Below are 19,364 nucleotides of genomic sequence, written 5' to 3'. Positions count from 1 at the left end.
GCACCTCGTTCTTGAGGCAGGCGACGGGGGCCGGCTCCGGGTCTCCCTCTCGGACGGGGTCTGACCGCCTCCGGCCGCCGACGAGCGCGCGGGTGCGGCTCGGGGCCGCCCCGGGGCCGGGCCTGTGCTGCTTCCCGTCCGCGGGTGGCCTTCTCCGGCCGGTCAGAGGGGGATGACGCGCGAGCGGTTGCGCCGGCGGGGCTTCATATGGCGGATGCCGTCCTTGCCGGCGCTGGTCAGCCCGGGGTGCCAGGCTGCTGCCGGGCCGCTGGTCGTCTTGCTCATCGGTATCCCTTCTGCGTGCGGACCGGACCGGGGGAGGGGAAGTGGCTGCTACTGCGCGGTGCGGGTCTGGCGGGCGGTGACGAGGGCGCGCCGGCGGGTGTGGACGGCCTGGTCGCCGTCGTACCAGCGGGCGCCGGAGGGATACAGGACGTCGCGGTCGGCCATGAAGTGGGCGATGTCGGTGTAGTAGGCGTAGTCGTGGTCCCGGGTGTGAGGTGGTCGAGGTCGCGGATCGCGGTGTCCAGCGCGTCGTGGTCGTCGAGGACGGCGTGGTGGAAGCACAGGGCGAGGGCGAGGGCGGTGCGGACGCCGGAGACGCGGACCTCGGCGTCGAGCAGGGCAACGCGGTCGAGGAAGTCCTGTCCGCCGGTGCCGGCGTCGCGTACGAGGGCGGCGATGCGGGTGGTGAGGGTGGTGGCGCGCAGGTCGGGGCCGGCAAGGAGCTGGGCGGCGAGGTGGAGGTCGTCGTCGGCCGTTGCGGGGTCGGTGAAGGCGCGGACGAAGGAGAGCTGCGCCTGGTAGGCGGCGGCCCGGTCCAGCTCGGCGTGCACCCACCACAGGTCGCCCAGGACGCGGTGCCGGCGTCCGGCCCGGCCGAGGGTCTGGGCGGAGGCCAGGGCGGTGGGGGAGTCGCCTTCGAGGCGGGCGAGGGGGCCAGGCCCCGGCGGGCGGCGGGGGCGGGGCGGGTGGTGCCGGCGGCGACCTGCTGCATGCCCTGCCGGGAGGCGGTGCCGCGGCCGAGGTCGCGGTGGGCCTTGGCGCGGTAGTAGAGGGCCAGGTCGGTCAGGTCTACCGGGAGCAGGGCGCTGTCGATGACGCGGGTGAGGCGGTCGGCGGTGCGGGTGCGGTGCTCGCGCCGGCGGGCGGCGAGCGCGCTGAGGGTCTCCACCAGGGCGTCGGCCGGTGTGGTCAGCACGGCGAGGGGCACGCCGTCCAGGCCTTCGGCCGGGGCCTGCCCGGCGGGGGTGGCGGGCGTGGGCGGGGCGAGGGGCTCCCGCACGGAGTCGGAGACGTGGGTCCAGGTGGCGGCGGCGAGCCAGCCGAGGTCGAGGCGGTGGTCGCGGGCCGGGCGAAGGCCTTGGGGCAGGCAGCCGATCAGCAGGGCGCGGTCGCCGCCGGCGGCGGCCCACCGGCCGCCGAGGGCGGTGTGGGCGCGGTCGGCGGCGTGCTGCCAGCGAGGTCTCCACCAGGGCGTCGAACCGGCCCTCGCCCACCCGCTCCACGGCGGCCTGCCAGCGGCGGGTGTCCGGCCGGACACCCGCGCCGGCGGTGCGCACGTCCCGTCTCCAGCAGCACCGGAGCCATGCGGGAGCACAGCCTCATCAGGAGCCGTGATCCCGGCTGGGCACCGTAGCTACCGAACGAGCGGTGCGGCGTCCCTTGCAGCTTGACCGCAGCAGGCGTATGCCCGCAGGCGGGCCTGGGCCGACCGGACGGCGGCAGGTGTTGCTCTGGCGGCCCCTGCCCGGCTGCTCCTCTGAGGCGGCCGCGCACAGCGCGGGCACCGCAGCCGCACAACGGTGCGGCCGACGGCGACGACACCGCCGGCCGGGCCGGCCCCAAACCTCCCGCACCCGGTGCACGCGCACCGTGCGCGCCACCCCGCGTTCCCCGGTGCCGGCCGGGCTTACCGCCGCGGGTGGTGTTCGGTGGTGGTGGTGTGGCCGGCGGTGTGGGCCTGGTCGAGGTGTTCGGCGAGGCGGGCAGTTGGGTGGTGGGGCATCCGTGGGCCGGGCATGACGAACTTCCTGCACTTCCCCGGCCCGGCCCGTCCCCCGCTCGGACCGGAGGGCGCCCCCGCAGGTGCGACCGCACGTATCCGTCGCCCGACCCCTTCTGTCCGTCTCCGTGCCCTGGTTGCTGGTGGTGGGTGCGTGGGTGGGTGACGGTCCGGACGGCAGGGGTTCCCACCCGGCGGGGCCGTGGTGATGGTGGGCGCCCGGTGCGGGCCGGTCGCCGGCCCGGCCCGTTCCGGCCCGGGTGTGCCGGCCCGGGTGTGCCGGGGCCCGCTTCCGGGCGGGCCCCTGACGGCCCCTGGCGGGCCTTCACGGCGTTGCGGTGCCGCGTCTGGCTTTGTTCACGAGTTGCGGCAGCAGATGTACGCGTCATCGGGCAGCACCCGGATGACGGCGTGTTCGATGCTCATGAGAAGGACAGCGGCTGGCCTGCAGTCGCCTCCGCTGGCCGACAGTTGCGCTGGATCACAGCCAGGTGGTGGCCGGCCAGATGGTCACGGCCGCGGTGGCGATGAGCCCGACGTTGAGTGTGATGTGGCGTTCTTCGCCGGTCAGGTGGATGGCGATCGCACCGATCTGCAGGAGCACGAACCCGGTGGCCGCGGCCAGTGCCAGCCAGGGTGCGGTGCCGGTCAGCGGCGGCAGGATCAGCCCGATCGCGCCGAGTATTTCGACCGTCCCCAGTGCCCTGACGGCGGGCAGGGGTATGCGGTCGACCCAGGCCATCATCGGGCGAAGTTGATCGCGGGTGCGGATCACTTTCATCGCCCCTGCATAGAGGTAGAACAGAGCGAGCAGTCCGGCGACGATCCAATATGCGATGTTCATGATCCCCATCAACGGTCACGGGTTGCAGGTGACTTGTCGGTCCCGGGGCAGCCCCTGGACAAGGCCGGACCCTTGCTTGAGCGGTCCGGAACTGAAAGGTGAGCGCCCCGGCTGCGCTGGGCGGGTGGAGGACGGCCGGGCGATGTCATCCCGGCTGCTTCAGGTGAAGTCGGTGGCGGGCTCGGTCGCGTAGCGGCTCATCGCGTGGATGCCGGCCTGCGGCGTCAGCGGCCGGCCGTCGGCGATGACGTCGCGGAGGTCTCGGAAGTACTGCACATACAGGTCGGGGGTGAACGTGCTGAGCATGGCGGCGGGTTGGTCGGTCAGGTTGGCGAAGGTGTGCGGGACGCCGGGCGGGACCATCACGAGCGTGCCTGTGGTGGCGTCGTAGTCCTTGTCTCCGACGGTGAACCGCACCGTGCCGGAGACGATGTAGAAGCCCTCGTCGTGCTGGGTGTGGCGGTGCTGCGGCGGACCGGAGGTGTGCGGGGCGAGGACGGACTCGGCGATTGCGAGGCGGTGCCCGGTATGGCTGCCGTCCTCCAGGACGCGCATGCGCGTGGTGCCCATGACGATCGTCTCGCCGTCGCCGGGACCGACCACCGATACGGCGGGCTCGCCCTGCGGTTCACTGGTCTTGGCTTCGTCGTTCATGCTCCGAGTGCACCGCCTGGGCCCTGCGACTGTCCAAGACCAGTTCCGCACCACCCATACCTTGTGGGTATCGTCGCAGCGTGGAGCTACGTACCCTGCGCTACTTCGTGGCGGTCGCCGAGGAACTCCACTTCGGCCGGGCCGCCACTCGACTGCACATGAGCCAGCCGCCGCTGAGCCGGGCGATCAAGCAGCTGGAGACCGAGGTCGGCGCCCTGCTGTTCGCCCGCTCGCCCGCCGGCGTCACCCTCACACCGGCAGGCGTCGTGCTGCGTGATGAGGCGCGGGCCCTGCTCGACCAGGCCGACCGCGTCCGCGTACGCGTGAGCGCGGCGGCCGGCTCCTCGACCATCACCGTCGGCATCCTGGGCGACAGCACCGACCCGGGAGCCACCAGGCTGGCCGCCGCTTACCGCCGAAGCCACCCCGGCATCGACATCCGCATCCGTGACACCGACCTGACCGACCCGACCTGCGGGCTGCGCGCCGGACTGGTCGACGTCGCCCTGACTCGGGCGCCGTTCAACGAGACCGCCCTGACCGTGCGTGAGCTGCGGACCGATCCGGTGGGCGTGGTCCTGCGCGCCGACGACCCGCTGGCCTGCCGCGGCCAACTGCAGCTGGCCGACCTGCGCGACCGCCGCTGGTTCCAGTTCCCGCAGGGAACCGACCCGATCTGGCAGTCGTATTGGAACGGCGGCGAGCCGCGCGAGGGCCCGCTGGTGCGCGTCGTCCAGGAATGCCTGCAGGCCGTGCTGTGGAACGGCACGGTCGGCTTGGCCCCGCTCGGACACAACCTGCCCGCAGAGCTGACCGCGGTGCCGCTGATCGACATGCCGCCGAGTCGAGCGGTGGCGGTGTGGAACGAGGGTGACACCAACCCGTTGATCCGATCGTTCATCGAGATCGCGACAGCCGCATACCGTCACTGAACACCTGGCGATCGGTGCTGCCGCGGATCGCGAACAATTCGAACGCGACGCCCCTCGGGACCGCCTCCCGAAGTGGTGAACATCTGCCGTCCGTTTCGTGTCCAGAGCCACGCGCCCGGCCGGTGGGGCGGGTGCGGCCCGTGCGGCCCGGGAGCGGCCCGTCGGGGGCGTCGTGCGGCGGCTCCTGCCGCCGACACCCCCGCCCTGAGGGACCGGTGGCACCTGCGCAGGTCAGTGACCTTACCAAGGCAGCCGGGAATTCCGCCTACCCTCTCTGCGCCCCTTGTCCTCCTGTTTTGTGGGGGTGGGATGGGTGGGCGGTGGTGCGCTGTCGGGCTCTGGTGGTGACCTGCGGCCGGCTGGGGCCGGGGCAGCCCGGCTCCGGGGCTAAGAAGTCATCTCATTTGGATGCTTGAGTAGTATCCGGGCGTGCTGATCGTGGAGCGTCTGGTACCGGACGAGTTGTGGGAGCTGTTCCAGTTGGTGGTGCCGGAGGCTCCGGTACGTCCGCAGGGCGGTGGCCGGCGGCGACACGGGGACCGGGAGGTGTTGGCGGCGATCGTGTTCGTCGCCACCTCTGGGTGCACGTGGGCCCAACTGCCAACGTGCTTCGGCCCGTTGGGGCCGACCGCCCATCGCCGCTTCACGGAGTGGAGCAAAGCCCGGGTGTGGACCAAGCTCCATCGCGTCGTCTTGGACGAGCTCGGGGCGCGGGGAGACCTGGACTGGTCGCGGTGCGCGGTCGACTCGGTGAACATGCGGGCCCTGAAAAGGGGGAGCTGACAGGTCCGAATCCTGTCGATCGAGGCAAGTACGGGTCGAAGATCCACCTGCTCACCGAACGCACCGGTTTACCCCTCTCGCTCGATCTCCGGAGCCAACGTCCACGACAGCCAGGCCCTGATCCCGCTGACCGACGCCATCCCGCCCATCCGCTCACGGCGCGGCCCCACGCGTCGCAGGCCCGGCAAACTGCACGGCGACAAAGCCTACGACCACCGCTTCATCTGCTCCTACCTGCGACGACGGCAGATCCCGGCCCGCATCGCCCGCCGAGGAATCGACTCCTCCAAGCGCCTCGGCCGGCACCGATGGGTGATCGAGCGCACCGTCGCCTGGCTGGGCGGCTTCCGCCGGCTCCACCGCCGCTACGAGCGCAAGGCCGACCACTTCGCCGGCTTCGCCAGTATCGCCGCAGCCCTCATCTGTATCCGCAGACTCATCCAAATGAGATGACTTCTAAGTCCGGCACGACCCGCCAAGGGCCCGTCACCCCCGACCAGGGGGCGACGGGCCCTTCCGCATGCCCCGACGAAGGAGACCGATGCCGACCCTGCACTACACCCCGCCGCCGCCCGCGCCCTCGCCCGCCTGGAGAAGGGACGCCGCGCCGACCCGCGCCGGGCCCGCCAGGCGCTCGAGCAGCTGGCCGTGGACCCCACACCGCCCGGGCTTGCGCAGCCACCGCTACGCGGTCCTGTCCGGCCACCACGGCACGGCGGCGTGGACGTCCTACATCGACCAGGGGCCGGATCCACTGGGCCTGGGGGCACGGCGGCACGGCGGCGTCTCAGCCCTGTCCCAGGGCGTCCGGTCCGGGCCTTTTGCTGGGGCGGTCCTGGGGCTGTTGACCCGTCTCACCGAAGTTTGACGAGTTTCAACGAAGTGTGACCGGTGGCGGTTGTCTCAGCGGAGTTTGACTGCCAGGGTTCGGGACGCGATGCCCGCAGGGGGTTCTGTGGAGTCGCTTGGCTGGTTGAAGAGGTGGAGAGGACCATGCGGGTCGTCATTGACGGGACACACATCGGAAGCCAGGCGGACCTGCACCGGGTTCTTGCCGGGCCTTTGGACTTCGGTCCGTACTACGGGCACAACCTGAACGCCCTGTGGGATCGGCTGAGCAGGGATGTCGAGCGTCCGGTCGAGATTGTCTGGGAGAACGCCGAAGTCAGTCGTAGCCTGATGGGCGATAAGGCGTTCGAGGCGGTCGTATCCGTCCTGGTTCGAGCTGCTGAAGGGGACGAATCGAGCGCGCCGGACGAGAGGCTGACCGTGCGTTTCACCTGATCTGGAATCCAGCAGCGAGTGGTCAAACTCGTTGAGACGGGTCAACTGGCCCACCCTGTTCTCCCTGGTGGAGGCGTTGCGCGTCGGCGCTGGGACAGGGCTGGGACAGCCCCTGCGCGGGCAGGCGGCTAGCGTCCCGGGGAGGCGCCGTCGATGGCGGCGAGCAGCCGGGCGTGGACGGCGGCCGCGGCCTCCTGGGTGGCCGGGTCCTCGCTCGTCAGCTGGGGGCGATGAGCCCGGCGGCCGCGGCGAGGACCGGTACCGGGAGGGTGGCCTCGCGCAGGTGGAGGAGCTGGGCGGCTGCGAGCTCGCCGGGGATGGCGTGGGTGCGGGCGTCGGGGATCAGGGAGGTGAGGCCCCGGGGCAGGGGCTGGGTGCTGGTCACCCGCCCATTCTCCCGGTCGGCGGCCGGTGGTGATCACCACGGCCGGTCGGCGGCGGGCTCGGTCGGCACAGCGCCGTGGTGGTGGCGGGCGACGGCCTCCAGCAGCGCCCGGCGGGCCCGGCGCCATCTCGGCAAGGACGTCCTCGTCGTCGAAAGCCTCCCGCCACGGCTCGGCGGTCCGCTCGAACTCCTCCATCACCGTGTGCAGCGCGGCCTCGACGGCGGCCGGCGAACCCGGCGGCGCGCCCGGACGGTGTCGGCCAGCACCCGGGCGGCGCCGGGCCCGAGCGCCCGGCTCCTGGTCGTACTCACCCAGCAGCCCCGGCACCGCTGGTGGTGGCGGCACGACCAGCGGCGGTCGCGGCGTCCAGCTTGTCGGCCAGCAGGGCGATGACAAGGCCGAGGCCGCCGACCGGGTGGTGGGTTGGTCAGGCCGTGGGGGCCTGCGCGATGTCGTCGGGGCGGCCGGCCCCCGTGCGCGGGGGTTGGTGAGCACCCCGACGGTGCGCGGTCCTCGGGGACGTGGTTGCCGCCGGGCACCTCCATGCCCGGGGTCTTCCCGGCCGCTGTCCGTCGTCTGCTGGCGGCCTGGCCCGGTGAGGGTGGTTCCCGGTGCCGTCCGGGTTTACTGCTGTTGGTGGTGTTCGGTGATGGTGCGGGGCATGGCGAGCGCGATCGCCGCGACGGCGGCCAGGGCGAGGCCTTCCTGGACGCCGAGGCGGTCGTTGAGCAGGACGAAGCCGTCGAGGACCTGGGTGGTGTCCGCGGGCACGCCGCCGTCGTCGCTGTCGTCGGGGTCCAGGTCCCGGCCGCAGGCGTGGACGGCCGCGGCGAACTCGTGCAGTGCCCGGTCGCCGGTTCGGTCGGCCAGCTCGGCCACCCAGGCGGCCGCGCGCTCGGCCGCGTGCCCGGCCTCCGTCAGTGCGGCGGCGAGCTCGGCGCGCTGCCGCTCCTGCGCCAGCTCGTCCTCGGCCCGCCCTGCAGCTCGCGCTGCGCTTGGGTGGCATGGTGGGCGGCGAAGGCCGCCCGTTCTTCGGCGAAGCGGGCCGAGAACGTCGGATCGGCCTCGGCGTTGTCCCGGAGCGGGGGACGGGCCGGGCCGGGGAAGTGCAGGAGGTTCGTCATGCCCGGCCCAACCCCCGCTCGGACCGGCCGGTTACGGGCCTGGCACCGACGGCGGGCTGGGCGCGGTGGACACGTCCGGCGAAGCCATCCGCCGCCCGCTGCCCGGGCCACCCGGTGTTGTGCTGTCGGCTTCCCGCCCTGCTGCTCGCCGAGGGCTCTGCCTGCCTTGCCGTCGGGCGGCGGCGGTTTCGGCGACAGGCCGTTGCCCGGGCCCGGTCCGCCGTCCCCGCTGCTGTGCTGTCCCGCTCCGGCTGGTCGTGGTGCCGTCGTCCGGCGCGCCGCGGGGCCGCTGCCGCCGTCGTCCTGCCAGGAGCGCGTCCCGCCAGGCCGCCCGGGCGGCCGGCTCGTTGTTGTCCAGGTGGCTGTGCTGCTGCACGGTGCCGCCGCCCGGGAGTCCGCCAGGGATCTGGTGCAGCACCACCGAGGGCCAGCGCAGCCCGTGCTGGTGCTCGCTAGCCGGGCGGCAGGTGACCATAGGGCCGTTGGTCCCGGAGGCAGGGACCAACGAACCATTTTAGCGGGAATCAGATATCGAGCCTTCCGCTTCCCTTAGGCCGCGTCCCAGGATCCTTCCGAAGCAAAAAGGAACTTCGGGACTAGTTGCAACTGCTTTGTTGGACCGCTCAGTGAAGCCTTGCGGCAGCTGAATGAGGCTGAGCAATGCGGCCGCCGTATGCACCTAGTCGCTCCTCATCGGCCTCTTATTCGGCTGCTTCGCCATGGGATTCGGCTTGAGCGGTGCGGTGTCGCCGCGTCCGGACTGGCGGCTGCTTCGGGGTGGTGATTGCGGTGCAGCTGGATCTGAAAGCGCCCCTGACCTATCGTCGCGGAATCAGGAGACTCAAGTGAAGCTGTCCGGTATTCGTGCTGCTCGAATTTCCATCGTCGGGCTGACCATTGGGGCTGCCATGGCCCTGGCCGCACCCGGTGCCTCCGCTGTCGTCGGGTATGGGGGTTCCGGCTCGCCGGAGTCCGCCGCGCCGCCCGGGCGATCCGCCAGCAGTGCGTCCACGTTCGACGGGGTGCTGGCCGAGTCCGGCCGGCCGACGACGTTCTACCGCGACACCCTGTGGCGGCTGGTTGCCCCGACGGGAACCACCGTCCAGGCGAACGACAGGGGTGGCATCCGGTTCGTCGACGCGAGTGGCGCCGTCACTGCGGAGTACGCACTGACTTCCGTGATCGACGCCAAGGATGTCGTGCACAAAATAACCTGGTCGCTGGAAGGATCGGTGCTCCGTCAGCACGTTGATATCGCGGAGGAGTCGGTGCAGGGAGTTCTCGTGGCCGGGCCCGACGCCCAGTCGCGCGGAGGCTTCTTGGACTGCGTGGTTGACACGGGTAAGGGCGGCTTGGCCGGAGGCCTCGTCACCGGATGCGTCGCCGGTGCAGAGACCGGCTGCGTTCCCGGGGCGGTCGTCGGTGGCTTCGCGGGGGCCCTCGGCGGTGTTGCCACCGGGCTCTTCAAATGCTGACCAACTCATACCGGAGGCCTCGATGAGTAGCCGGACGAACGAATTCCGTGAACAAATCATCACCATGGTCGCGGTGACCGTCAGCGCCGTCGTGTCAGCAACCCTGTCCCGTGGTGTTTCGGGCTGGTTCAGCCTTCTCGGGACAATTGTGATCGGAGCAGTGGTCGGTCTCCTGGCACGCTGGCTGCTCTACCGGGCGCGGCTTCGCGACCACCTCCCCCCAGACAGCCGGTCGTAGACGCCGGAGCCGGCTGACCGTATCCACCGCCGAACTCCGCCGGAGACGCCCTCTGCTACACCGCCCCGAAGCCCGACGAAGGCGCGCAGCGGCCGGTGTCAGCCGCCGATGGCCGCGGCGCAGACGAGCCCGGCGACGGGCGGGTACGTCAGCCGCGGCCTGCGGGGCGGTGCCGCCGTCGTCCTGCCGCTGTCCGGTCCGGGGCACACCGTGCCGCTGCGCCCCCGCCAGGTGCCGCTGATCGCCGTCTGGTTCGGCCGGCCTCCGCCTGCCGCTGCTGCGCGCGGGCGGCCGTTGCCCCGCTCCGCGGCCGCCGCCGGCCTCGGAGCCGCCGGACCCGGCTCGCCACCGCGCTGCTGCCCACGCCACCCGCCGCTGCGCCGTCCCCGGCACGGACGGTGCTTCGAGGCCCGGCGCGCACCACCGGTCGTGCCGTCGACGATGGAACCGGCAGCCGCCAAGTGGTGGCTCCCGTCGGTGCGTGACGCTCGTTCAGGTGGCTGGCCGGTCCGGCCGGTGACCGGCCGGATGAGGGTTCTCCAGACGACCTCGTCGTCGAGACCCCGGAGAACCCGATGCGTCTTCGCCCCGCGCTCGCAGCCGCCCTGGCCACCGCCGTCGCCCTGCTGCCCGCCGCCCCGGCCCGCGCCACCGCCACCGCCCCCCACGCTGCGCACGGGCTCCATCGCGTGTCGGGGGAGGTGGTGCGTGCGCCGCTGTCGGCGCTGGTCGAGGCGCTGCCCGTCGAGGACGAAGGGCAGCGCGACGGCTACTCGCGTGAGCAGTTCAAGCACTGGATCGACGCCGATCACGACGGCTGCAACACCCGCAACGAGGTGCTGCTCAGGGATGCCATCGTCGCGCCGCAGGTCACCGGGCGCTGCACCATCGTGGCCGGCACCGGTGTGTGGGGGTCCTGGTAGGAAGACCACGCAGATGACGAAGGACGACGTCGACATCGACGACATGGTGCCGCTCGGTGAGGTCTGGGACTCGGGGGCGGCGGCGTGGAGTGCGGCCGAGCGCCAGGCCTACGCCAACGACCTCGACGACACGCGTTCCCTCCTCGCGGTCCACGACCGCGCCAACCAGTCGAAGGCCGACCGCGACCCGGTCCAGTGGATGCCCCCGGCCGCCGCCGCGACCTGCCGCTACATCTCCGACTGGGTCACCGTGAAGACCCGCTGGGGCCTGAGCGTGGACCCGGCCGAGCACGCCGCCGTCCAGCGGATCACCGCCGCCTGCGACAACCCGGTGATCACCGTCGCGCTCGCCCGCTGACCAACCGTCGCTGTCCCGCCACCTGGCGACCTGCTGCCCGTGCCGTCGGGCCGGCCCGGCGACACGGGCAGCAGGGCGGCTCGGTTGCCACCGCCTGGCTGACTCCCGCCGTTGCTGGGCGCTCCGCGTTGAGGGCCTGGCCGCCATGCTGGGGCGGCTGTGCCTGCACCCCGTTGCTGCTGGGCTCCGGGTGTCCTCCGTCCGGCTCTGCCGCCGGCCCGCCGCGCCCCGCGGTGCCGCGCCCGGTTGCGCCCGGTTGCCGGCTCGCCCCGGCGCCGTCGTCAGGCCCGCACCGAGGAGTAGCAGCGGCCGCGGAGAGCAGGGCAGCGGCCGTCCACGCGCAGCGGACGGTGGCCGGGCGGCGGTGAGCTGCCCAAGCCCACGGAGAGGCTGGTCTTCGAGTCCGGGGCGATCCGCTGCAAGCGGGGTTGCCGTGCCGAGGGCCACGGGTTGGTGCCCGGGTCTGGCGGGGTAGGCGAAGACGGGCTGGAGGCCGCCGTGGGGAGGAGCGGGTGGGGGCACGGCTGGTGGGTTCGAGGTCGATCCGGATGTGGTGTTCCGGGCGTCGGTGCAGTTCCTCGGCTCGAAGGACTTCGTCTACAACATCGCGTCGGGGGTGGCGGGCGACCTGGCGTCCTCGGCGGGGACGGCCGGCGACGACACGGTAGCCCACAGCTTCGCGAAGAAGTACGAGTCGGCGGCCAAGAGCGTGGTCAAGGCGATCGGGACGGCCGGGCAGGCCATGGCGACGATCTCCAGCCGCCTGCTGACGATGGCCGCAGGCTACCTGGCCGTCCAGGGCTCGGTGGCCGCCGCCTTCAGCGGGAAGATCGACACGTCGGCGCCGCTGGCCGGGGCGCCCAGCAGTGCGCCGAGAGCGAGGCGCACAACAGCCTGCCGATGGTCGCCGGCTCGAAGGAGGCCGAGCTCGGAGCTCCTTGGCGTAGGGAGGCATCAGGCTGCCGCCGAACCGGACATCCAAGGGGTGAGTGAAGATCAGGGCTCCCGTTGGGGAGGGCCACAGCCCTCCCCAACGGGAGCCCTCCTGGATGCGGCGATTCAGAGGCTGCTGGTGATCACGGTTCCGGTGTGGTTGCCGGGGATGGTGGTGAGGTCAAGGGCTTCGGGGGCGGCCCAGGTGCCGTCGGCGTGCCGGGCGGTGAGCAGGACCTTGTTTTCGGTGGTGGCGATGGCGAACTGGGCGTCTTCGTCGACCGTGGCGGCGCTGATGCTGGTGCCGGTGATGTTCCCGATGACGCCGCCGAGGGAGGCGATGGGCTGCCAGCTGCCGTTGGCCCAGCGCAGGGTGTGGTACTGGCCGTCGCTGGCGACGAGCGCGAGGTTGAGACCCGTGCTCTGGCGGGTGATGGCGACGGCGCTCACGGGCGCGGTGGCACCGGCGGCCTCGGCGACCGATCCCCACGCGCCCCAGTTCCCGGCGGCGGTGCGCAGGGTGTGGTAGACCTTTCCGCCCGATACGGCGGCGATGTGGAGTTCCCCGCCGGCGGCTCCGGCTGCGGAGATGGAGGTGATGCCGTTGAGGGGGCCGGTGACGTCGGTGACCACGTTGAACGACGTCCACTGGCCTGCGGCGTGGCGGATGCTGTGGAACAGGAAGCCGTTCGCGACGACCACGACGTGCAGGTCTCCGCCGATGGGGGAGATGGTGACCTGGGTGATGTTGCCGAGGTCGGAGACGGTGGCGTTGAGGTCGACGAACTTCTGGCCCCAGCCGCCGTCGAGGTTGCGGATGGCGTAGTGCAGGTGCCCGTCGCCGCCGAGCGCGATGACGTGGGTGGCCGTGTTGATGCCGGCGGTGGCGACGGCGCGGACGCCGCCGACGTTGCCGGCCGCGGCCTGGACGTCCTCGTAGGGGGTCCAGGAGCCGTCGTAGAGACGGGTCGCGGAGTAGAGGTTGTTGTCGCTGCGGATCAGGGCCTGGGTCTTCCAGCCCACGGACGTGGCGCGGGTCTGCTGGACCCAGCCGGCGATGTCGTCGACGCGGGTGTTGTAAGCGCCGGTGCGGGTCTCGGTGGCCGGGGTACCGAGGCAGCCGCCCTGCCAGGAACGGGAGGCGACGGCGACGAGCTCGGGCTTGCCACCCGTCTCGCGGATCACGGGGGCGCCGGTGTCGCCCTTGCAGATCGCGGCGCCGCCGGTGCCGGTGGTGCCGATGCCCGTGGTGGTCACGGTGTCGAGGCTGAACGCGCCGGTGTGGAGCTTGAGTGGCGCCCACTCGTCCTTGGTCCGCCCGTAGGCGGGAACGCGCAGCGTCTGCCCGGAGATGGGCGCGGTGGCGGAGACCGTCAGCGGGGCTATGCCGTCCACGGGCGTGGCGAGGCGGGCCATCACGAGGTCGCGGTCGGCACGCGGCACCAGCTCGGAGACGTCGGTGGTCTTGCCGCCGTTGGTGGTGAGGTCGGTGCGGCCGACGGTGACGGTGGTCTTCCACTTCGGCGCACCGGCCGTCAGGGCCTGTGGCTTGGTCGGGTCGTCCGCGAAGCAGGAGGCGGCGGTGAGCACCCAGTTGCGGTCGACCAGCGTGCCGGTGCAGGCGCGCAGGTTGTCGCCGATCACCAGGCGGGCCGTGTAGGCGTGGGTGCCGTCGGCGGCGGTGTCGCCGGCCACGGCGCCGGCCGGGGGCGTGGCGAGGGTGGTCAGGGCGCCGGCGGCGAGGGCGGCTGTCAGTGCGCCCGCCCGCCGGGAGTGGGCCTGGGATGTGCGGAACATGAAGAAGTCTCCTCGGGATGTCATAGCGATAACACCCCGCGACGCGTGGGGTGGGGAACGGGTTCATCGCTGGCGGTGCTCTCGCCCGACCGTGCGGGGGCCCGTGCTGTGGGTGGCGGGGCAGGCCGCTTTTTGGGGTTGGCAGGGGGCAGGAGATGGAGGGGGCACCGTGAAGCGGACCCAGCCCGGGTCCTGCGGGTCCACTGTCCGCAGGTGCTCGCTCCGCCGACCTGCGCGGGGCGGGTCCGGACGGCACCTATCGGTCCCCCGCCGGGCGGGACAGCGGCCGGTGAGGCCTGTGCAGGGGGCCTCTCAGCCCATGACGCGCAGTTCGACGAGGACGGAGCGCTTTCCGCCGGGCAGGCTCTCGCCGACGGGCGCGATTGAGTTCGGGGCCACGTCGACCTGCTTCTCCTGTCCTGCGGCGGTGAGCTTGGCGCTTACGGCGCGATCCTCTGTCCATATCCCGTAGACGTCCGGCAGCTCCATAGCGAGGTAGCCCGTCTTGCTGTTGGTGGTGAAGCAGTAGCCGCGCTTGTCGAGGCGGGATTCGATGAAGATCTCATTCGAGGCCTGGCAGTCGGTCGGCACGGCGTTGTTCTGGCCCTCCTTGAGCCAGATGTGCCCGTCGCCCTGGCGGAGCGTGATCTGACGCTCCAGGAGCAGCCGTTCCGCGCCGGGGTGCTGGAAGTCCTCGACGGCCACTGGCATGGCCGGGTCTGCCGAGCCGGTTCCGCCGGCTGCCTCGGCGGCCGTCAGGGAGGCGACCCCGATGCCTGCGATCAGAGCACCAGTAGCTCCGACGAGGAGGGAGGTGCGGAAACGGGATATCTCCAACGCTGATCCTTAAGTGCGAGGGGCCGTGGCGGAGGCCGGGCCTTTACATGTGAGTGGCGTAGGTAAAGCATGTGTAAGGTATCAGCAATCGTGTCCGAACCGATCACCAGGTGAATCGTGCAAGCACGATTGCCGGGGATGGTTGCTGACGATGCGTTTTCCGTGCCCGGATCCCCTGGTGACGTCCGTCTCTCGAGCCGATCGGCATCGCTTCCGGGCTCCTGGTAGATCCGTGCACGTAGTCAGGTCTGCCATTGAGAGGAATGTATTGTGAAGCATCCCTTGCGCCCTGCGGGGGCGCTGGGAGTCGGCGGGGGAGATCGGCGGAGGCGAAGCCGATCGGTGGGGCTGCGCGGCGCCTGCGCCGCCCTGTTGACGATTGCGCTGGGGGCCAGTCTGCTCGGTGCGTCGCCCGCGAGCGCGACCGAGGGAAGCCCCGCTGTGGTTCCGGTGCTGACGGACCGTGGTCGCGTCGTCGGGCTGTGGATGACAGGCGGCCCTGGGGTCAAGGCCGCCGCCGAAGCTGCGCTGACGGGCTCGGACGACGACGTCAAGCGCTTTCTCGAGGCCGAGCGGAACGAAGCGCAGTACCACGACGATCGTGTCGAGGTTTTCCAGATGCTTGCCGTCGGTGGTCCGGGTGTCCGTGAGGCCGCCACCAAGGCGCTGAAGGGCTCGGGGGATGACCTCCGGGCCTTCCTCCGGGACGGTTGGAAGACCCCGCTGGAGCAGGACCGGCGCGTCGAGGCGTTCCAGCTGGTCGCCACTGGCGGTATCAGCGTCAGGGAGCAGGCCACCGCCGCACTCAAGGGCACGCCGGAGGACGTGAAGAACTTCCTCGAACAGGGCCAGTACGACGCCCATGAGATCGACAATCGCGCACGGGTGATGGCTCTGCTCGGGAGCGGCGGCCCGGCGGTGAAGGACGCTGCAAAGGTCGCGTTGCGCGGCACACCCGCCGACATTGCGGAGTTCCTGGAAGTGGGTCAGTTCGTGGCCCAGGCCAGGGACCAGGAGCGCGCAACCATTTCGCAGTTGGCCGACAGAGCGGAACAGGCCGGCGCCCAGGCGCAGGCGGCCAACGACGCGGCCAAGGCAGCGTCCGCCAGCGCCGTGGCGGCGTCCCGGCTGGCCAAGGAGTCAGCGGAGGCCGCGGCGAAGGAGACCGAGGAGGCGGGCAAGGATGTGGCCCGCGCCTCGGAGGCCGCCGCCCAGGCCGCGGATGCGGCCCGAGGCGCCGCGGCCGCCTCGCAGCGAGCCATCTCCGCGGCGGGAGCTGCCAACCAGGCTGCCCGCATCGCTTCCAGCGCGGCGGCCCAGGCCGCCAGCGCTGCCAGCGGCGCTGCCCTGGCGGCGACCAGCGCCCGAAGGGCGGCCAGTGACGCGTCCTCGGACGCGGGCAAGGCGGCGGAGGCCCGCCAGCGGTCCGAGGAGGCCCGCAACGCCGCCAGGGACGCCGAGCGCGCGGCGCAGGCCGCTGAGAACGCCGGCCGCGCGTCCCTGGCCTCGGGCGAGGCCGCTGACGCCGCGAAGAGCGCAGGCGGCAATGCGAAGGCCGCCGCCGATGCCGCCGACCGGGCGGGACGTTTTGCGGCTGCCGCGGGTGCAGGCTCCAATCGCGCCCAGACCGCGGCCGCACAGGCCCGTCGTCACGCCCAGGAGGCAGACCGGGCCGCGACCGCATCCGCGGCGTTGGCCCGCCAGTCCGCCGCAGCCGCTTTCCAGGCCCGGGACGCCGCGAGGTCGGCGGCGACGCACGCCCAGAGCGCAGCCGACGCCGCGGCCAACGCCGCCCAGCACGCGGGTGAGGCGGCCGGTGCGGCGGCCGAGGCGACCCGGCAGGCGGAGGAGGCGCGCAAGGCCGCAACCGAGGCGACTGAGGCAGTCAAGACCGCCAACGGAGTGTTCGAACTCGCCCGCCAGACGGAGGCCGAGGACCTCGCTGCCCGAACCGCCGCCGCTGTCGAGGTGGCCCGGGACATGAAGACGGCCGACGATCTGGCCACCGCCGATCTGGGCGTCGTCCTCGGCGACTGGCGTACACAGGAGCAGGCGGATGCCGCGCTGGCCGAGGAGGCCACCCACCCGGAGGCGGACGCGAAGGCGCTCGCGGTCAAGGGACGCCGGGCAGCGCTTCGCACTCTGAACGCCGGAGGCGGTCCCTGGAGCCGGGAGGCCGCAGCGGACGCCCTGGCCGGTACCGATGAAACGGTCCTGGACTGGGTGCGCACCGGCCGGAGCGACGCCGAGCAGGAAGACCTGCGCCAGAACGTCGTGGAGGTTGCCCAGGACAGCCCCGACGAGGCCGTCCGCACGGCGGCTAGCGAGGCTCTGAGGGGCGATGCCCAGCAGGTCAAGACCTTCTATACGGTCGGTCAGTACGACGCGGCGGTCGTCGAGAACCGCGTTCGGGTCTACCAGCTGATCGCCACCGGCGACACGAGTGTGAAAGAGGCAGGAGAGAAGGTCCTGCGGGAAGGTTCCCCCAAGGCCATCGCGGCCTTCCTCCAGTCCGGCCAGTACTCCGCCCGTCAGATCGACGAACGCGTCCAGGCGCTCCAGGCGCTCGCCAGCGGTGGCCCGGAGGTCCAGGCGGAAGCGAAGATCGCGCTGTCAGGGCCGCCGGAGGCCGTGCATTCCTTCGTGCAGACCGGCCAATATACGGCTGACCGCAAGGACCAGCTCGCGACCAACCACTCGGCGCAGATGAGCCGCCTGATCGCTGAGGCCTCACAGGTCGCGGCAAAGGCCCAGCAGAACGCCTGGGAGGCCACGGAGGCTGCGGCCGTGGCGAACGACGCGTCCGCCGAGGCGCGCAATGCCCGCGTCCAGGCACAGGCCGCCGCCAGCCAGGCCGGTACGTTCGCCGCGGCAGCCAAGGAGTCCGCGCAGGCCGGCGAGAACTCGGCCGCCCGTGCGGCGAAGTCTGCGACCACTGCCCGGACCGCGGCGCAGGCTGCCGCCCGTGACGCCAACAAGGCCGCCTACTCCGCCGTCCGGGCGAAGGCTTCCGCAGCCCAGGCACGCGGCTCCGCCGCTGCGGCCCGTGAGGCCGCCTCCGAGGCCCACGACTCCGCGATCGCGGCGGGACACGATGCGGAGGCGGCGAAGCAGGCAGCCACTGAAGCGTGGGGATTCGTCGTCGCCAAGGAGCAGCAGGAGCGGGCCGTCGCCCTGAAGGCCGAGGAGGAGCGGATCCAGGCCGAGGCCAAACGGGTCGAGGACGAGTTCAAGCAGGAGTTCGAGAAGCAGCTTCGGGCGGAGCTTGAGAAGGACGAGAAGGAGCGACGGAAGAACGAGTGCCCTGCCGGTGGTCCGATCAGCCCTATAGCCACCGAGGCGTGCAAGTGGATGAAGGGTGACAAGGCTGTTGTCGTCAACATCGACAAGGAATACTATGCGGCGCTGAAGCAAATATTTAAGGCCCTCGCCGGGGTGGACAGCGCCGAGGAGTGCATCAAGCAGAAGAGCGTCAGCTCCTGCGCTGAACTCGCCGTGGGATTCTTCCCCGCTGGTAAGGTGGCCAAGCTTGCCGAGCTCGCCAAGACGGCCAAGGGGCTCGAGGGCTTGGCGGAAGCGTCCCGGCTCAACCGATTCACCGGAGTTTCGGCGGATGCCGGCCATCTGAGCGAGATGGCGAAAAACGGGGTCAAGTTCAGCCCCGATGACGTGGTCGCTACTGCGCGCACCGCAGATGGTAAAGTCGTTTTCCTGGAGAACGGCGGCCCCAAGGCCGGACTCGTGCACGTGATGGAGCACGGAGACGAGTTCGTCCGGGCCGGAATCTCCGAGAAGCAGATTCCGGAGTTTCTGATGAAGGCTGTCACCGAAGGCAAGGTCGTGGGCTACCAAGGCAAGGGAACAGGACGGCCGATCTACGAGGTCGAGTTCAACGGGAAGACCCAGACGGTTGCGGTGACCACGGGAAGCAACGGATTCATCGTCGGAGCGAACATGAAGGGCACCGGAGTGCCGAATGGCTGAACAGCGTTTGATCCGCGTGCTTGCGGACTACGAGTGCTACCCGCTGTGGTTGACCGGTGAGGACGCGGGAGATCTGTCTCCCGCGGAGCCGGCGTTGGCGCTGAGTGCGGGGTTGATCGGCCGCCTGGACGCCTGGTCGGATGCATATGACGAAACGTTGTGTCGAGATGACCCGATGTCGTCCGGGTTCGCGTCGCAGGAAGCCGAGGATCAGTTCTATGAGACCGGCCGGACCCTTGCCGAGGATCTCGCAGCGGAGCTTGGCGGGAGCTGGAAGGTGACCTACTACGACCGTCGCATCGGTCGTGACCTGGAGATCCCGCAAGCTGGCTGCGCGTAGTCCTTCGGGCTGTGCCGGCAGCGCGGATCCGACTCCTGGAGGGCACCGGACGGCGCTTGCTCTGGAGCATCAACTATCGGTGGCCCCACGTACGACTCCTGCGTGGGGCCACCGCATTGCGTCTGAGGTGCCGCCGGTCGGCCGTAGTGCACAGAGGTCTCGGCGACTAGGTTGTTCCCCGGATCCGCCGTCCCACCGACCGGGTAGAAAGTCGGCAACCCGGGAACCGGTACCGGCCACCGACCAACAGTCCGGTCACCACGACGCAGCCCACCGCCACGGTGGAGTAAGCGGCGGAGGGCGGGCGGTCATGGGCGGCAGCACGGTAGCGGCCGCCGCCGAGGCCGTCGCGGGGGGGGGGGGGGGGGGGGGGCGTACCGTGTCCGGGTCCGAGCTCAACAATTATTACCTGCCCTGCGCCCGCTGCGGACCGCTGCCGGAGCCGCGCCAAAGCCTTGGCCACAAAC

Annotated in this window: 16 protein-coding genes and 1 pseudogene; 9 read left to right on the top strand and 8 right to left on the bottom strand. The window is 71.5% G+C overall.

The genetic code is table 11. The features are described from left to right. Positions 1 to 162: 162 nt before the first annotated feature. Positions 163 to 285: a hypothetical protein gene (locus ACH5AR_RS19995; RefSeq protein ID WP_396302766.1), complete on the bottom strand. Its 123-nt coding sequence runs from the start codon at positions 283 to 285 to the stop codon at positions 163 to 165. A 215-nt stretch (positions 286 to 500) separates the two neighbouring features. On the opposite strand from ACH5AR_RS19995, the gene ACH5AR_RS19990 reads away from it, so the two are divergent. Beyond that, positions 501 to 1,052 (top strand): hypothetical protein, encoded by a 552-nt coding sequence (locus tag ACH5AR_RS19990; protein ID WP_396302765.1) that lies wholly within the window; start codon positions 501 to 503, stop codon positions 1,050 to 1,052. A gap of 1,434 nt (positions 1,053 to 2,486) precedes the next feature. Here the strand turns inward: ACH5AR_RS19990 and ACH5AR_RS19985 are convergent. Then, positions 2,487 to 2,849, bottom strand: coding sequence for a DoxX family protein (locus tag ACH5AR_RS19985; protein WP_396302764.1), 363 nt, complete (start codon positions 2,847 to 2,849; stop codon positions 2,487 to 2,489). A 159-nt stretch (positions 2,850 to 3,008) separates the two neighbouring features. After that, complete coding sequence (locus ACH5AR_RS19980; RefSeq protein WP_396302763.1) at positions 3,009 to 3,503, bottom strand: cupin domain-containing protein; 495 nt, start codon at positions 3,501 to 3,503, stop codon at positions 3,009 to 3,011. Between the two features lie 80 nt (positions 3,504 to 3,583). Between ACH5AR_RS19980 and ACH5AR_RS19975 the strand changes: the two genes are divergently transcribed. From ACH5AR_RS19975 to ACH5AR_RS19965, 3 genes and pseudogenes are all read left to right on the top strand, one after another. Then, positions 3,584 to 4,435, top strand: coding sequence for a LysR family transcriptional regulator (locus ACH5AR_RS19975; protein ID WP_396302762.1), 852 nt, complete (start codon positions 3,584 to 3,586; stop codon positions 4,433 to 4,435). Positions 4,436 to 4,870: 435 nt separating this feature from the next. Continuing rightward, positions 4,871 to 5,671: pseudogene (locus ACH5AR_RS19970) on the top strand (IS5 family transposase). A 540-nt stretch (positions 5,672 to 6,211) separates the two neighbouring features. Beyond that, positions 6,212 to 6,502: a barstar family protein gene (locus ACH5AR_RS19965; protein ID WP_396302761.1), complete on the top strand. Its 291-nt coding sequence runs from the start codon at positions 6,212 to 6,214 to the stop codon at positions 6,500 to 6,502. Between the two features lie 217 nt (positions 6,503 to 6,719). Here ACH5AR_RS19965 and ACH5AR_RS19960 read toward each other — a convergent pair whose 3' ends face one another. The 3 genes from ACH5AR_RS19960 to ACH5AR_RS19950 form a co-directional block, all read right to left on the bottom strand. Then, a complete protein-coding gene (locus ACH5AR_RS19960; protein ID WP_396302760.1) occupies positions 6,720 to 6,887 on the bottom strand; it encodes a hypothetical protein in 168 nt (55 codons plus the stop codon). Positions 6,888 to 7,512: 625 nt separating this feature from the next. After that, complete coding sequence (locus ACH5AR_RS19955) at positions 7,513 to 7,767, bottom strand: hypothetical protein (RefSeq protein ID WP_396302759.1); 255 nt, start codon at positions 7,765 to 7,767, stop codon at positions 7,513 to 7,515. A gap of 38 nt (positions 7,768 to 7,805) precedes the next feature. Next, positions 7,806 to 8,012, bottom strand: a complete 207-nt coding sequence (locus ACH5AR_RS19950; protein WP_396302758.1) for a hypothetical protein — start codon at positions 8,010 to 8,012, stop codon at positions 7,806 to 7,808. Positions 8,013 to 8,857: 845 nt separating this feature from the next. On the opposite strand from ACH5AR_RS19950, the gene ACH5AR_RS19945 reads away from it, so the two are divergent. The 3 genes from ACH5AR_RS19945 (at position 8,858) to ACH5AR_RS19935 (ending at position 11,006) form a co-directional block, all read left to right on the top strand. Then, positions 8,858 to 9,487 carry a hypothetical protein gene (locus ACH5AR_RS19945; protein ID WP_396302757.1) on the top strand — a complete coding sequence of 210 codons (630 nt, stop codon included), beginning with the start codon at positions 8,858 to 8,860 and terminating at the stop codon, positions 9,485 to 9,487. A gap of 813 nt (positions 9,488 to 10,300) precedes the next feature. Further along, the gene (locus ACH5AR_RS19940) at positions 10,301 to 10,648 is read left to right on the top strand and encodes a hypothetical protein (protein WP_396302756.1); all 348 of its coding nucleotides are present in this window, start codon (positions 10,301 to 10,303) and stop codon (positions 10,646 to 10,648) included. Positions 10,649 to 10,661: 13 nt separating this feature from the next. Then, entirely contained in the window at positions 10,662 to 11,006 is a 345-nt protein-coding gene (locus ACH5AR_RS19935; protein WP_396302755.1) for a hypothetical protein, read from the top strand. 1,059 nt (positions 11,007 to 12,065) lie between these two features. Here ACH5AR_RS19935 and ACH5AR_RS19930 read toward each other — a convergent pair. Continuing rightward, positions 12,066 to 13,736, bottom strand: coding sequence for a trypsin-like serine protease (locus tag ACH5AR_RS19930; protein WP_396302754.1), 1,671 nt, complete (start codon positions 13,734 to 13,736; stop codon positions 12,066 to 12,068). Between the two features lie 312 nt (positions 13,737 to 14,048). Further along, positions 14,049 to 14,573 carry a hypothetical protein gene (locus ACH5AR_RS19925; protein WP_396302753.1) on the bottom strand — a complete coding sequence of 175 codons (525 nt, stop codon included), beginning with the start codon at positions 14,571 to 14,573 and terminating at the stop codon, positions 14,049 to 14,051. A 342-nt stretch (positions 14,574 to 14,915) separates the two neighbouring features. On the opposite strand from ACH5AR_RS19925, the gene ACH5AR_RS19920 reads away from it, so the two are divergent. Next, the gene (locus tag ACH5AR_RS19920) at positions 14,916 to 18,557 is read left to right on the top strand and encodes an ALF repeat-containing protein (protein ID WP_396302752.1); all 3,642 of its coding nucleotides are present in this window, start codon (positions 14,916 to 14,918) and stop codon (positions 18,555 to 18,557) included. Beyond that, positions 18,550 to 18,897, top strand: coding sequence for a hypothetical protein (locus ACH5AR_RS19915; protein ID WP_396302751.1), 348 nt, complete (start codon positions 18,550 to 18,552; stop codon positions 18,895 to 18,897). The genes ACH5AR_RS19920 and ACH5AR_RS19915 overlap by 8 nt, the downstream gene beginning before the upstream one ends. The last annotated feature ends 467 nt before the right edge of the window (positions 18,898 to 19,364 follow it).

It is taken from the genome of Kitasatospora sp. NPDC018619 (genome assembly GCF_044391605.1).
Taxonomy (GTDB): Bacteria; Actinomycetota; Actinomycetes; order Streptomycetales; family Streptomycetaceae; genus Kitasatospora.
The sequence above is the reverse complement of the archived record's forward strand: the minus strand, read 5'-3'. Positions and strand labels throughout refer to the sequence as shown.

Coding starts and splice junctions, on each gene's coding strand:
- ACH5AR_RS19930 (WP_396302754.1), bottom strand. CDS start 13,736: ATGTTCCGCACATCCCAGGCCCACTCCCGGCGGGCGGGCGCACTGACA.
- ACH5AR_RS19985 (WP_396302764.1), bottom strand. CDS start 2,849: ATGAACATCGCATATTGGATCGTCGCCGGACTGCTCGCTCTGTTCTAC.
- ACH5AR_RS19935 (WP_396302755.1), top strand. CDS start 10,662: ATGACGAAGGACGACGTCGACATCGACGACATGGTGCCGCTCGGTGAG.
- ACH5AR_RS19915 (WP_396302751.1), top strand. CDS start 18,550: ATGGCTGAACAGCGTTTGATCCGCGTGCTTGCGGACTACGAGTGCTAC.
- ACH5AR_RS19980 (WP_396302763.1), bottom strand. CDS start 3,503: ATGAACGACGAAGCCAAGACCAGTGAACCGCAGGGCGAGCCCGCCGTA.
- ACH5AR_RS19950 (WP_396302758.1), bottom strand. CDS start 8,012: ATGACGAACCTCCTGCACTTCCCCGGCCCGGCCCGTCCCCCGCTCCGG.
- ACH5AR_RS19995 (WP_396302766.1), bottom strand. CDS start 285: ATGAGCAAGACGACCAGCGGCCCGGCAGCAGCCTGGCACCCCGGGCTG.
- ACH5AR_RS19940 (WP_396302756.1), top strand. CDS start 10,301: ATGCGTCTTCGCCCCGCGCTCGCAGCCGCCCTGGCCACCGCCGTCGCC.
- ACH5AR_RS19965 (WP_396302761.1), top strand. CDS start 6,212: ATGCGGGTCGTCATTGACGGGACACACATCGGAAGCCAGGCGGACCTG.